The sequence below is a fragment of the Streptomyces sp. NPDC018263 genome (genome assembly GCF_055562575.1).
In genome coordinates, this window is record NZ_JBVHFA010000005.1 from 332,600 (window position 1) to 345,105 (window position 12,506).

Annotated in this window: 11 protein-coding genes and 1 tRNA gene; 6 read left to right on the forward strand and 6 right to left on the reverse strand. The window is 70.8% G+C overall.

The genetic code is table 11. The features are described from left to right. Window positions 1-19: 19 nt before the first annotated feature. A complete protein-coding gene (locus tag ACZ3HQ_RS17125; protein WP_467511670.1) occupies window positions 20-2,065 on the reverse strand; it encodes a hypothetical protein in 2,046 nt (681 codons plus the stop codon). 179 nt (window positions 2,066-2,244) lie between these two features. Between ACZ3HQ_RS17125 and ACZ3HQ_RS17130 the strand changes: the two genes are divergently transcribed. Beyond that, the gene (locus ACZ3HQ_RS17130) at window positions 2,245-2,679 is read left to right on the forward strand and encodes a tyrosine-type recombinase/integrase (RefSeq protein WP_467511672.1); all 435 of its coding nucleotides are present in this window, start codon (window positions 2,245-2,247) and stop codon (window positions 2,677-2,679) included. A gap of 47 nt (window positions 2,680-2,726) precedes the next feature. Here the strand turns inward: ACZ3HQ_RS17130 and ACZ3HQ_RS17135 are convergent. Further along, a tRNA-Arg gene (locus tag ACZ3HQ_RS17135) sits at window positions 2,727-2,799 on the reverse strand. Between the two features lie 115 nt (window positions 2,800-2,914). Next, window positions 2,915-4,258 carry a M6 family metalloprotease domain-containing protein gene (locus ACZ3HQ_RS17140; RefSeq protein ID WP_467511673.1) on the reverse strand — a complete coding sequence of 448 codons (1,344 nt, stop codon included), beginning with the start codon at window positions 4,256-4,258 and terminating at the stop codon, window positions 2,915-2,917. 336 nt (window positions 4,259-4,594) lie between these two features. Between ACZ3HQ_RS17140 and ACZ3HQ_RS17145 the strand changes: the two genes are divergently transcribed. Together ACZ3HQ_RS17145 and ACZ3HQ_RS17150 are read left to right on the forward strand one after the other, a co-directional pair. Further along, window positions 4,595-5,239: a TetR/AcrR family transcriptional regulator gene (locus ACZ3HQ_RS17145; protein ID WP_467512020.1), complete on the forward strand. Its 645-nt coding sequence runs from the start codon at window positions 4,595-4,597 to the stop codon at window positions 5,237-5,239. Between the two features lie 186 nt (window positions 5,240-5,425). Next, a complete protein-coding gene (locus ACZ3HQ_RS17150; RefSeq protein ID WP_467511675.1) occupies window positions 5,426-6,964 on the forward strand; it encodes an MFS transporter in 1,539 nt (512 codons plus the stop codon). An 18-nt stretch (window positions 6,965-6,982) separates the two neighbouring features. Here the strand turns inward: ACZ3HQ_RS17150 and ACZ3HQ_RS17155 are convergent, their stop codons facing one another. Next, entirely contained in the window at window positions 6,983-7,504 is a 522-nt protein-coding gene (locus ACZ3HQ_RS17155) for a MarR family winged helix-turn-helix transcriptional regulator (protein WP_467511677.1), read from the reverse strand. Between the two features lie 126 nt (window positions 7,505-7,630). Between ACZ3HQ_RS17155 and ACZ3HQ_RS17160 the strand changes: the two genes are divergently transcribed. Next, entirely contained in the window at window positions 7,631-8,419 is a 789-nt protein-coding gene (locus ACZ3HQ_RS17160; protein WP_467511679.1) for a dioxygenase family protein, read from the forward strand. A 33-nt stretch (window positions 8,420-8,452) separates the two neighbouring features. On the opposite strand, the gene ACZ3HQ_RS17165 is transcribed toward ACZ3HQ_RS17160, so the two are convergent. Next, window positions 8,453-8,980: a GNAT family N-acetyltransferase gene (locus ACZ3HQ_RS17165; RefSeq protein ID WP_467511681.1), complete on the reverse strand. Its 528-nt coding sequence runs from the start codon at window positions 8,978-8,980 to the stop codon at window positions 8,453-8,455. A gap of 191 nt (window positions 8,981-9,171) precedes the next feature. Between ACZ3HQ_RS17165 and ACZ3HQ_RS17170 the strand changes: the two genes are divergently transcribed. Both ACZ3HQ_RS17170 and ACZ3HQ_RS17175 read left to right on the forward strand, forming a co-directional pair. Continuing rightward, window positions 9,172-10,200 (forward strand): sigma-70 family RNA polymerase sigma factor, encoded by a 1,029-nt coding sequence (locus tag ACZ3HQ_RS17170; RefSeq protein WP_467511683.1) that lies wholly within the window; start codon window positions 9,172-9,174, stop codon window positions 10,198-10,200. Window positions 10,201-10,712: 512 nt separating this feature from the next. Beyond that, a complete protein-coding gene (locus ACZ3HQ_RS17175; RefSeq protein ID WP_467512022.1) occupies window positions 10,713-11,315 on the forward strand; it encodes a TetR/AcrR family transcriptional regulator in 603 nt (200 codons plus the stop codon). Window positions 11,316-11,529: 214 nt separating this feature from the next. On the opposite strand, the gene ACZ3HQ_RS17180 is transcribed toward ACZ3HQ_RS17175, so the two are convergent. Next, a complete protein-coding gene (locus tag ACZ3HQ_RS17180) occupies window positions 11,530-12,495 on the reverse strand; it encodes a helix-turn-helix transcriptional regulator (protein ID WP_467511685.1) in 966 nt (321 codons plus the stop codon). Between the last annotated feature and the right edge of the window lie 11 nt (window positions 12,496-12,506).

Here is a 12,506-nt window from a genome sequence, read left to right on the forward strand (position 1 = left end):
AGGTCTCCTGGGGGCTTGGTCACCTGTCAGTTCGGACGAAACGGCAGAAGGGCGCCTCGAATTTCAGAGAGACGGATTCCTTGCACTGCTTACCTCCGACCTTCAAAGCCCGCACGGTGGCTGAGTCGGCGTCGGGCAGGTTGGTCCAGTAGACCCCGTCGCGATGTAGTTCAACGATGGTGTTGGCGCCGCGTGCGATAGGCGTCGGGACATGTCGCAGTTCGAGCGGCTCGTCAGGCCCTTCGCTCAACGCACGGGCTGTGATCAGAACCGCGAGGTTGTGTTCCTCCGCAATGCGGCGTGCCACGTCCATGCTCAATGCCAAGCCCTCCTCGTCCAGCTCGCTGTAGCTCTGGATCGTGTCGACCACCCACAGGGCAAGGCGACCACGCTGCGGTGGGATGACCGTAGTTGCGGCTTCCCGGAAGACCTGTTCGAGCGGGAGCCCGATGGTCGGGGTGTGCCAGCCTGGCACCCTGACTGAGGACTCTGATGCGCGGCTACGCACGGAGTCGAAGTCCACCGTGTCGGCGGGGTATCGCAGATCTGCTCCGCAGGTGGCGCTGACGAGCTTCCGCTCGATCGTGTCGGAGTTGATCTCGCAGGTGCTGAAGACCGTGAGTCGTTCGGCTGTGGCATTGTGCAGCGCGATGTTCAGCGCCATTGTCGAGCGACCGGCAGTTGGCACGGACACGATCGCGGTGACCGTCCCAGGCTCCAGCTTCAGGAGGTCGTTGACGTCCGGCCACGGAGTGGCACCAGGAGTCTTGCCGAGGTCGATCCAGGTGCCTTCCTCATCGATGCCAGGCACCGGGTGCGGTACTTCCTCGGAGCCCTCGTCCTCTGTGCCCTCGGCGGCGTTTTCAGCGGGCCAGGCGTGCAAGGGGACCTGCGCGTCGCGGGATGCCACCTGCATCATGTCTGGCTGCCACATCACCTTGCTGAAGAACGTCTCCCCGATGGCCGAGAGAGGGAGATTCCAGGGCCGACCGAAGGGCTTGACGTCCCAGCCGTTGGCGCGGGCCCTGTCGGCGCTGGCGCTGATACGCCCGACGGTGCTGTTGGCGGCTTGCCGCTTGTTCACTCCGCCACGCTGGTAGTAGGCGGCGGAGTCCTTGGCCGCCCGGTAGATGAAGTTGAAGACCTGGCCGAGGCTGAAGGTGCTCAGGGCGTCTCGGAGGGCGGTGCGGGTTCCCTCGCCCTGGTTCATCTCAAGGTGGTGCTCGCCGAGCTTCATCGCGAGGTAGCCCTGTGCGTCCGCCAGCACCAGTTCGTCCCATAGCTCGCGCCACTGGCCCGCCCAGGAGGTCGGCCACGGGCCTTCCCGGAAGGCGCGGTTCAGAGCTTGGAGGAGGCGGGGGTGCCGATCAGTGAGCTTGTCGGCCTGGCCCATGAGGTAGTAGCTGACGCGGCCGAGGTAGAAGGAATCGCTGAGTTCCCCGTCGTCGTCCAGGGCGAAGGCGTCGAGGTGCGAGTCCGGGTGCACTTTGATCAGGCGCGGCACAGCCTTCAGGAGCCCACGCTCGAAGTCATACCGAAGCTGCTCAGGAGCCCAGCGGCGCTCCTTCGGCCAGATGTCGGTGGGAGACGTCAGCCCGGCGTCTTCGACTGCCGGGTCGCTAAAAAGGGTATGCAGAGCGATGGCCTCGAAAAGAGTGAGGTCGGCGGGCTCCAAGTCGGGACGGTTCAGGACGGGGTACTGCTCGTAGACCTCGGCACGGCGCCGTGCCTTCTGTTCCTTAGCCCGTGCGGCCTGCTCTTCCACTTCGCGTTCGTGGCAGCTCGGGCACTTCCAGCTTTCGAAACGGAGGGCTTGAGTGAGATCACTGCGGCTGGACACGGCGTAGGGGTCCTCGCAGGACTCGCACAACAAGTCGGTCAGGTAGGCCGTGCCCGCCTGCTGGGCGATGCGGGTCATCTGCTGCGGCTTCAGCCCGTACTCCGCGCGGATGGCAGTGACGGTCTGCGCCCACGTCTCACCGTCCTCGTTGAGTCGCCAGTACGCCTCGAAGGCGGCTGCCTCGGGCGCATCATCCGTGAGCACTTCGAGTTCGAGCTGAGCCACGTTCCCCCCTAGGTTTTGTCGGCAGGCGCCAATTATTTCGAGTTTGCGGGCAAAGGAGGGGCGTTTTAGCTGCATAGACTGCGCTGACCTGCTCTGAAGAGCGATGCTCCGTGTTCCGCTGCCGCGAGAAATCATTGTTGCGGCCACGGGGGCGGGTCTCCGCCAAGGAGAACGGTGAGATGCTCCACCCCGCCAACGTCACAGGGCGGTTCATCGAGCTGTACGAGGAGATCGGCCTCCCGCCGGTCCGGCTCCACGACCTCCGCCACGGCGCCGCGACCCTCGCCCACGCGGCCGGGGCCGACCTGAAGGACATCCAGGAGATGCTCGGCCACTCCTCGATCACCATCACGGCCGACACCTACATGAGCCTGCTCCCCGAAGCGGACCTGGCGATCGCCGAGGCCGCAGCCCGGCTCGTCCCACGCGCCCGCGCGACCTCAGAAAACACCGCCTCCGAAGCGGCGGAAGAGCCCGACGACGCGAAGCATCCCGACCCGGAGCCCGTGCCGGATGATGCTGATCCGTTGGGAGGAATTTCGGAGATCAACTCTCCGTCCGCTCACGCACCGCTCACGCAAACGGCCCCGGACGAGGAGTCCGAGGCCGAATAGAGCGCCTCCCTGGGGAAGAAACCCCAGGTCAGCGGCGTAACGCGTTGTGCCCCCGGCAGGATTCGAACCTGCGACACCCGCTTTAGGAGAGCGGTGCTCTATCCCCTGAGCTACGAAGGCGGGGTGTGGCGGCCACCTGGTGGCTGCCCCTGACAGGGTAGCGGATCGGGGGTGGGGTGGTGGGTGTGCGGGGCCGGGGTGGTGAAGGGGTGGCCGGTCGACGGGACTTGGCCGGTCAGCCGTGGTCCGGCCGGACCGGTCCCGCCGCTGCCGTCGTGCCCTTCGCCGCGTGCGTGCGCGTCACCCGTACCCGGTAGCGACCGTCGAGCCCGGCGCTCGCCACGTGGATCGTGATGCCGGACGAGGGGTCCTTGAAGGTTTCTCCGGGGGAGAAGGGGGCGTCGGAGAGTTCGGCGTGGACGTTGGGGCTGTGGGTGCAGCCGCCGGTGTCGCGGTGGGCGTCGTGGACGGTGATGGGGCCGCGGCCGGTGTCGACGGAGGCGTCGACCTTGTAGACGAGGATGCCGGGCTTGCAGACGGCCTCGTCGTTGCCGCCCTGGGTGCGGAGTTCCAGCGCGTACGCGGTGCGGTTGTCCAGCGGGACCAGTACCAGCTTCGCCCCGGACTTCTGCGAGAGCGGGGAGAGGGTGTAGTCCGCGCTCCCCGCCGCCGTCGCGCAGCTCACCTGGGACGCCGGGAGCCAGCCCAGCTTCCACTTGTGCCAGCCCAGCAGGTCGTTGTTGGCCCCCCAGTCCTCGCTCATGATGTCCCAGTGCCCGACCGCGCTGCCCCCCTCCTGCGTGTACAGGTCCGGCAGCCCGAAGGTGTGCCCGTTCTCGTGCGGCAGCACCCGGTACCCCGTGTCCGCGTACGCGCCCGAGCCGTCGTCCTGGCGGGAGTAGACGAAGGACGCGTTGGCCACCGGGGTGCCGTCGGCCACCGGGGCCTCGCCGTTGCCGGCGAAGGTGACGGAGAGGACCGTGTCCAGGGCGGAGGGGCCGGCGTTCGGGGTGACCAGCACGTTCAGCAGGTCGTACGAGCGGAAGTCCACGTCCGGGTCGGCGGCGGAGACGATGTCCCGCACCAGTTGCCGGTAGCCGGGGTCGAAGGGGGCGCCGCGCTCTATGCCGTAGTCCTTGAACGGCTTCGGCATCCGCAGCCAGGAGGTGATCGGGGTCTCGGCGCGGTAGTCGAGCCGGCCGTACGACGCCTTGGCGAACCATTCCTGGGTCTTCGGGAAGAACTCGTGGAAGCGGTCCATCGCCTTGCCCTCGCCGGGGGTGTCCGGGAAGTCGACCATCAGGGTCAGGGCGTGGACGGTGCCGGTGGAGCGGGAGTAGCCGGTGGAGGTGGGGAAGCCCTCGGTCATCTGGACCTCGGACGCTCCCTGGATCATGCAGGGGGCCAGGGCGGCGGTGCGTATCAGCCCGTTCGGCCCGGCGGTGGTGCGCGCCGTGAGCTGCCCGGACCCGGCCGAGGTGCTGACCGCGAAGGTCAGCACGGTCACCGAGGCGAGGGCGGCAACGCGGCGCGGGCGTATCCGGCGCGAGCGTATGCGGCGGGGCGACTGCGGCTGCATGCATGGACCTCCCGCTCCACGGCAGCCCCCGTGAACCGGCTGCGCCCTTGGGCTCACCCTGAGTCGCCGGAGCCGGGGTCGCGCGCTGGGGGAGACCGATCGTGGGATTTCGGCAGGAGCAGGGGTGAATCGCCTACGGTTGGGGGTGAAAAGGCCGGGCGAGCGGGCATCGCCGGCTCTCCGGCCCAGGTGTGACCCAGGTCACATGAGAACCGGGAAATAAGCGGGGAGGGCTTCCCCGTTTAGACCTGTGTCCGCGAAAACGGGGAGCTTCTCCCCGGATCAGCGGAAGCCAAGAGTCCACTCCGTACAGATGGGGAGCCCGCCGTGTCCGCCGTGCGCACCGCACCCTCCGCCCGCAGGGCGTCGCCCCGGCCCCGTGCCGACGCGCTCCGCAACCGGGAGCGGATCATCACCGCGGCACGGGAGATGTTCGTCGAGCACGGCCCCCAGGTGCCGCTGGACGAGATCGCCCGCCGCGCGGGCGTCGGCAACGCCACCCTGTACCGCAACTTTCCCGACCGGGACGCCCTGGTCCGGGAGGTCCTGTGCTCCGTCATGGACCGCACGGCCGAGGCCGCCAAGTGCGCCCTGGCCGAGACCGGCGACGCCTTCGCCGCGCTGGAGCGCTTCGCGCACGCCGCCGCCGAGGAGCGGATCAGCGCGCTGTGTCCGATGGTCTCCAGCACCTTCGACCGCAACCACCCCGACCTGGAGGCGGCGCGGGAACGGGTGGAGGCGCTGATCGCCGAGGTCATGGACCGCGCCAAGGCGGCCGGCCAGCTCCGTACCGACGTCGGTGTCGGTGACCTGATGGTCGCCGCCGCCCAGCTCAGCCGGCCCCCGGCCGGTACCGCCTGCCTCGACGCCGACCGGTTCGTCCACCGCCACCTGCAACTCTTCCTCGACGGGCTGCGGGCCCCGGCCCGCTCCGTCCTGCCCGGTACGGCCGTGACCATGGAGGATCTCCGCCAGTCCTGACCTGACCGACCGAATCCCACTCACGAATCCGCCGGGCCCGCGCCCCGGAAATCACCTGAAAAGCCACCCGGCCGCCAACGAGGGCGAGCCGGTGGGGCCCCGCACGCCCTGTGCGCGTACGCGAGCCGTACGACCGTGCCCCGCATGTCCGATACGTCCGACCGAAGTCCCGAACGGGGTACCCCCATGTCCGAAACAGTCACCAAGCCGCCGGTGGCCGCCGCGCCCGGCGGCGACGCCAACCGCTGGAAGGCGCTCGTCTTCATCGCGCTGGCCCAGCTCATGGTCGTCCTCGACGCCACCATCGTGAACATCGCCCTGCCCTCCGCCCAGCAGGACCTCGGCATATCCGACGGCAACCGGCAGTGGGTCGTCACCGCCTACGCGCTCGCCTTCGGCGGTCTGCTGCTCTTCGGCGGCCGCATCGCCGACCTGTGGGGCCGCAAGCGCGCCTTCCTGCTCGGCCTCGCCGGTTTCGCCGCGGCCTCCGCGCTCGGCGGCGCCGCCACCACCGGCGTGATGATGTTCGGCGCCCGCGCCCTCCAGGGTGTCTTCGGCGCCCTGCTCGCCCCGGCCGCGCTGTCCCTGCTGGCCGTGATGTTCACCGACGCCAAGGAGCGCGCCAAGGCGTTCGGCATCTACGGCGCCATCGCGGGCGGCGGCGGTGCCGTCGGCCTGATCCTCGGCGGCTTCCTCACCGAGTACCTCGACTGGCGCTGGACCTTCTTCGTCAACGTGCCGTTCGCCATCGTCGCCGCGGCCGGTGCCTGGTTCGTGATCCGGGAGCCCGAGGGCGGCCGCAACCGCTCCCCGCTCGACATCCCCGGCGTGGTCCTCTCCACGCTCGGCCTGGTCTCCCTGGTGTACGGCTTCACCCGCGCCGAGTCCGACGGCTGGAGCGACGCGGTCACCATCTCGATGTTCGTCGCCTCCGTGGTGCTGCTGCTGGCGTTCGTCCTGGTCGAGCAGCGGGTCAAGGCGCCGCTGCTGCCGCTGCGCGTGGTCGCCGACCGCAGCCGGGGCGGCATCTACCTCTCCCTCGGCCTCGCCATCATCGGCATGTTCGGCCTGTTCCTCTTCCTGACCTACTACCTCCAGGTCGTGAAGGGCTACTCCCCGGTCAAGACCGGCTTCGCGTTCCTGCCGATGGTCGCGGGCATGATCACCGGCTCCACCCAGATCGGCGCCCGCCTGATGATCCGGGTCCCGGCCCGGCTGCTGATGGGCCCCGGCTTCGCGCTCGCCGCGCTCGGCATGCTGCTGCTGACCCAGCTCGAGATCGGTTCCTCCTACGCCGCCCTGCTGCTGCCCGCGATGGTGCTGCTCGGCCTCGGCATGGGTACGGCCTTCATGCCGGCGATGTCGCTGGCGACCCAGGGCGTCGAGCCCCGCGACGCGGGTGTCGCCTCCGCCATGGTCAACACCTCGCAGCAGGTCGGCGGCGCGATCGGCACCGCCCTGCTGAACACCATCGCCGCGTCCGCGACCACCTCGTACGTCAAGGACCACATCGCGTCCGCGACCGCGGTGCCGCAGCAGCAGTTGGTCAAGCTCCAGGCCATGGTGCACGGGTACAGCACGGCCATCTGGTTCGCCGTCGGCATCCTGGCGGTCGCCTCGCTGATCGCGTTCACCATGGTCAACGCGGGCAAGCCGGGCGCCGTCAAGATGGCCTCCGGTGACGGTGCCGAGGACGAGATCCCGGTGCCGGTGGTCGCCCACTAGCACTGCCCCCAGCGGGACTCAGCGGAGCCAGGGCAGGTCCGCACCCGCCTCGCTCGGCTGAAGGCCCTCGGCGACGATCTCCATGATCTCGCCGAGGGCCTTCTGCTGCGCCGGGCTCAGCCGGTCGAACAGCGCCTGCCGTACGGCGGTGACATGGCCCGGCGCGGTACGGCGCAGCACCTCGGCGCCCTCCTCGGTGAGCACCGCGAACTGGCCGCGCTTGTCCGAGGGGCAGTCCTCGCGGCGCACCCAGCCGCTCTTCTCCAGCCGGGCGATCGCGTGCGAGAGCCGGGAGCGGGTGATCTTCGACTTCCGGGCCAGCTCGGTCATCCGCAGTCTGCGGCGCGGGGCCTCGGCGAGGCCGACGAGGAGGCCGTAGTAGATGTGCGGCATGCCCGCGTCGCGCTGGAGCTGCCGGTCGAGGTGGTCCTCCAGCAGCGTGGTCGCGTGCAGATACGCCCGCCAGACGCGCTGCTCGTCGTCGGTGAGCCAGCGGTGTCCGGGTGCCGGCGCCGCTGCCGGGGTGGATGCCGAGTTCATGTCTCCCACTGTACGAGCCACCTTCTTGAAACTTGAACTAGTCGGGCGTAACCTGGCCGAGTAATGCTTGAGAGTTAAAGCAAAGCCTCGGCGTCCATGGCTGAGGTCCCCCAGGGAGGAGCCGTCATGCACCACACCGCCGAGCCGTCCGCTCCGGACCGCATGCCCGCTCTCTATCTCAGTCATGGCGCCCCGCCGCTCGCCGACGACCCCGTCTGGCCCGGCCAGCTCGCCGCCTGGGCCGCGGGACTGCCCCGCCCCAGGGCGATCCTGATGGTCTCCGCCCACTGGGAGGAGGCCCCCCTCGCCCTCGGCGCCACCCACACCGCCCCGCTCGTCTACGACTTCTGGGGCTTCCCCGAGCACTACTACCGCGTACGGTACGACGCCCCCGGCGCCCCCGAACTGGCCGAATCCGTGCGCAAGCTGCTGCGTGCCCCCGGCACCCCCGTCCAGGACATCCCGGACCGGGGACTCGACCACGGCGCCTACGTCCCGCTCGTCGAGATGTTCCCCGAGGCCGACATCCCCGTCCTCCAGGTCTCCCTGCCCACCCTCGACCCGGCCCGGCTGATGGACCTCGGCCGCAGGCTCGCGCCGCTGCGTGACGAGGGTGTGCTGATCGTCGGCTCCGGCTTCTTCACCCACAACCTGGCCGCGCTCCGGCACGCCGGCGGTGTGCCGGGCTGGTCCGAGGAGTTCGACGACTGGGGCCGGGCCGCGCTGGACGCGGGGGACTGGGACGCGCTGCTGGACTTCGAGACCAAGGCCCCGGCCGGGAAGCTCGCCCACCCGCGGACCGAACATTTCGCGCCACTGTTCGTCACGCTCGGCGCGGCCGGCGCGGACGCGCACAAGTCGGTGATCGACGGGTTCTGGATGGGGCTCGCCAAGCGGTCCGTGCAGTTCGGCTGAGGCGTCCGGGCCGGCCCGGACCGAGCCGGTGGCTCAGCCGGACCTCAGGTCCTTCTGGTACCAGGCCACGTCCCAGTAGCGGCCGAATTTGCGGCCGACCTCGCCGAAGGTGCCCAGGTGCCGGAAGCCGAAGCGCTCGTGCAGCTTGACCGACGCCTCGTTCGGCTGGGTGATGCCGGCGAAGGCCCGGTGCACGTCCTCCCCGGCCAGTGCGGTGAAGAGGGCGTCGTAGAGCAGGGTGCCCATGCCCCGGCCGGTCGCGTCCGGGGCCAGGTAGACCGAGGTCTCCACCGAGGGGGCGTACGCGGCCTTGGGGCGGTGGGGGCCGGAGGTGGCGTAGCCGAGGACGCGACGGGAATCCGGGTCCGTGGCAACCAGGAGGCGGTGCGGGCCGTCTTCCGGGTGGGAGAGCAGCCACGGGCGGCGCTCCACGGGGGTGAACGGGGTCAGGTCGAATGTGATGGCCGTCTCAGTCACATAGTGGTTGTAGAGCGCGGTCAGAGCGTCGAGATCGGCCTCAGTTCCCGGCCTGACCTGCACTTCCGTACCGTTCGGCGCCATATGGACCCCCTCTGTGGCGAGACAGGGTACTGCATGATCAGAAAAATCGAGGGGTCGGTTGGGAATTCTGTCCGGATTCCAGTCGTTGTTTCCCACGGATGCAGGGCACCCGAGGAGAGTCCCGAGGGAGGGTCCGGAGTGCCGAGCGTTCGCCAGGACCACCTGCCAGCCACCACCGCAAGGGAGCACGCATGGCAACCCGCGCCGTCGCCCGTCGTAAGTCCGCCAATGGGGGCACCTCCCAGGCTCCGGGCTCTGGGGGACAGACGGCCGACTCGGCAAGCAGCGTCCGCGTGCGCGGCGGCGAGATCGCCGACCGCGACCTGGTCGGCATGTACCTCGACGAGATCGCGCGTACGCCCCTGCTCGACGCCGCCAAGGAGGTCGAGCTGTCCCAGACCATCGAGGCCGGCGTGTTCGCGCGCCAGGTCCTCGACGGCCAGGAGGAGACCGGCACCGAGGCGACCCGCGAAGAGCTGGAGGAGCTGTTCGAGGCGGGCGAGCGGGCCAAGGACGTCTTCATCCGCTCCAACCTCCGCCTGGTCGTGGCCGTCGCCCGGCGCTACCCGCGCAGCGGCCTGCCCCTGCTCGACCTGATCCAGGAGGGGAACGCGGGCCTGGTGCGCGCGGTCGAGAAGTTCGACTACCGCAAGGGCTTCAAGTTCTCCACGTACGCGACCTGGTGGATTCGCCAGGCCATCACCCGCTCGATCGCCGACCAGTCCCGCACCATCCGGCTCCCCGTCCACCTTGTGGAGGAGCTGGGCCGTATCCGCCGGGTGCAGCGCGAGTTCAACCGGGAGCACGGCCGGGACCCGGAGCCCGCGGAGATCGCGGCCGAGCTGGGCTCCACGCCGGAGCGCGTCACCGACGTGCTCGACTGGTCCCGTGACCCGGTCTCGCTGAACATGTCGGTGGACGACGAGGGCGAGACCCAGTTCGGCGACCTGCTGGAGGACACCTCCGCGGTCTCGCCCGAGCAGTCGGTGCTCAGCCTGCTGCGCCGCGAGGAGCTGGACGACCTGATCGGCCGCCTGGACGAGCGCACCGCGTCGATCATCAAGATGCGGTACGGCATCGAGGACGGCCGCGAGCGGACGCTCACCGAGGTCGGCAAGGAGCACGGACTGACCCGCGAGCGCATCCGGCAGATAGAGAAGCACGCCCTGCTGGAGCTGAAGAAGCTCGCCCACGACACGGGGTTCGACGCGGCGGCGTAGGACCCCGGGGGGTGGGTCACGCGCGGTGGCGGAATGCGGTGCCAACATGGCGCGGTCCCGTCGCTTCAACGCCTCCGGGCGCGGGAACAACCCTTGCGGGCACCGGAGTCCAGGCTCCGGGGGCCGCACTCCCACCGAATACCGCGCGGCGTCCCCACCGCCACGTAAGGCCCGCCCCTCCGGGGGCGGGCCCACGGACCAGTTCCGACGTCATCCCCCCCGGCGTCGGGACTTCCCGGCCGGGCTCCGGCGCCATCCCCCCCCGGCGCCGGGGCCCGGCTTTTTCGTGCCTTCGCGCTCAGGGTCCGGGCATGGGAAAGCGGGTCACCCCGCACCTGAACCACGGGGTGACCCGCCGAATGGCAGATTCTGCCACAGGGGCATAGCCTGCCGAGATGAGCACGCCCCGTACCACCCGTAACACCGGCAACACCGGCACCACCGCTCAAAGGCGTTCCTACCCGGCTTCTCCGGCTGCTTCCCTGACCGAGCGCCGGAAGGCCGAGACCCGTATGGAGATCGCCCGCGCCGCCGCGACCCTCTTCGTACGGCAGGGCCTGCGGGCCACCCGCGCCGAGGACATCGCGCACGCGGCGGGCATCGCCCCGCGCACCTTCTACCGCTACTTCGCCTCCAAGGAGGAGGCGGTGGCCCCGCTGTACGCGGCCGGCGCCCAGCTCTGGACCGAGGCCGTGCGCGCCGCCCCGGCCCACCTCACCCTCCCCGAGGCCCTCCGGCACGCCGTCGACCGCACCCTCGCTCCCGGCGTCGGTGTCTCCGTGTCCGCCTGGGAGTGGGCCCGCACCCTGATCCGCATGGCCCACACCAGCCCGGCGCTCGGCAAGGTCTGGGCGGAGGTCTGCCAGGCGTCGGAGACGGAACTCGCGGAGGCGCTGGCCGCGCGGCTGACGCCCGCCCAGGACGACGCCGACAACGTTGCCGCCACCCCCCACCTCCGCTTCGCCGCCGCCGTCGCGGGCGCGGCCGTCCGCGTGGCCGTGGAGACCTGGGCCCTCACCGAGTCCGCCCCCACCGGGCCGTCCGGCCCCGCCGCCCTCGCCATCGGCAACCTGGTGGCCCTGGGCGACTTCGCCTGGGGCGCGCCGCAGGACTGACCGGCCGGGGGCCTTCCCGGACGGTACGGCGGACCGGTGCAGGCGAAGGCGCGGGTGCGGGCCGGGCGGGGGCCGGGCGGGTGCCGGCGGCCCTGGTGCGCCGGGCGCGCGGCCTGCCGGCGCATGGTTGCCCACCCGCTCCAGTCGTTCCGGGCCGGCCCGGCCAACGAGCCGTTGCCGCCCCCGAGTTCGCTCTCGCTGAGCAGCCTCCCGCTCAGGCGCCCCCGGCACGCAGCAGCCGCGCCCCCAACTCCCGTACCGCACCGGCCAGTACGTCCGGACCCCGCACGGTGAACTCGTGTCCCGTCATCGCCAGCCGGACCGCCAGCCACTCCACCGGGTCGCCGGTGGTGCCATGCAGGAGGCAGTGGTCCGGGCCGTCCGGCTCGGGGGCGCCGAACCAGTGGGGGACACGGGCGGCGATCCGCTCGGCCGGGGCGGCGAAGCGGACGGTGAACTCCCAGGTCTCGTTGCGCCGTTGGATCGAGCGGCGCAGATACTCCGCCGCGTCGCCGGAGGGCAGCTCGCGCGGGGTGAAGCGGGCGCCGGTGGCGAAGGGGTCGCCGACCCGGTCCACCCGGAAGGTGCGCCAGTCCTCGCGGTCGAGGTCGTAGGCGACGAGGTACCAGCGCCGCCCGGTGGACACCAGCCGGTACGGCTCGGTCAGCCGGCGCGAGTCGCTGCCGTCCCCGGCGCGGTAGGCGAAGCGGAGCCGCTCGTGGCCGGCGATGGTGGACGCGATCACGGTCAGCGTCTCCGGTGCGATGGACGGACCGTCGCCGCTGGTCAGCGGGGTGGTCGCGGCCTGGAGGGTGGCCACCTGGCGGCGCAGCCGGGCCGGGAGCACCTGCTCCAGCTTGGCCAGCGCCCGCACCGACGCCTCGTCCACTCCCTCCACCGCGTGCCCGGCGCCCGCGCGCAGCCCGACCGCGATGGCGACGGCCTCCTCGTCGTCCAGCACCAGCGGCGGCATCGCCTTGCCCGCCACCAGCCGGTACCCGCCCTCCGCGCCCTTGCTGGCCTGCACCGGGTAGCCCAGCTCGCGCAGCCGGTCGATGTCGCGCCGGACCGTACGGCGGGAGACCCCCAGCCGGCCGGCCAGCTCACCGCCGGGCCATTCGCGCGGGGTCTGGAGGAGGGACAGGAGCGTCAGCAGCCGGGCCGGGGTGTCCGTCGTCATGCGTTCGAGCA

What these genes read in the sequence shown, in the direction of transcription:
- ACZ3HQ_RS17165 (WP_467511681.1), bottom strand. Translation starts at nt 8,980, where the DNA reads ATGGCGCCGAACGGTACGGAAGTGCAGGTCAGGCCGGGAACTGAGGCC.
- ACZ3HQ_RS17130 (WP_467511672.1), top strand. Translation starts at nt 2,245, where the DNA reads ATGCTCCACCCCGCCAACGTCACAGGGCGGTTCATCGAGCTGTACGAG.
- ACZ3HQ_RS17140 (WP_467511673.1), bottom strand. Translation starts at nt 4,258, where the DNA reads ATGCAGCCGCAGTCGCCCCGCCGCATACGCTCGCGCCGGATACGCCCG.
- ACZ3HQ_RS17175 (WP_467512022.1), top strand. Translation starts at nt 10,713, where the DNA reads ATGGAGATCGCCCGCGCCGCCGCGACCCTCTTCGTACGGCAGGGCCTG.
- ACZ3HQ_RS17155 (WP_467511677.1), bottom strand. Translation starts at nt 7,504, where the DNA reads ATGAACTCGGCATCCACCCCGGCAGCGGCGCCGGCACCCGGACACCGC.
- ACZ3HQ_RS17180 (WP_467511685.1), bottom strand. Translation starts at nt 12,495, where the DNA reads ATGACGACGGACACCCCGGCCCGGCTGCTGACGCTCCTGTCCCTCCTC.
- ACZ3HQ_RS17150 (WP_467511675.1), top strand. Translation starts at nt 5,426, where the DNA reads ATGTCCGAAACAGTCACCAAGCCGCCGGTGGCCGCCGCGCCCGGCGGC.
- ACZ3HQ_RS17160 (WP_467511679.1), top strand. Translation starts at nt 7,631, where the DNA reads ATGCACCACACCGCCGAGCCGTCCGCTCCGGACCGCATGCCCGCTCTC.
- ACZ3HQ_RS17170 (WP_467511683.1), top strand. Translation starts at nt 9,172, where the DNA reads ATGGCAACCCGCGCCGTCGCCCGTCGTAAGTCCGCCAATGGGGGCACC.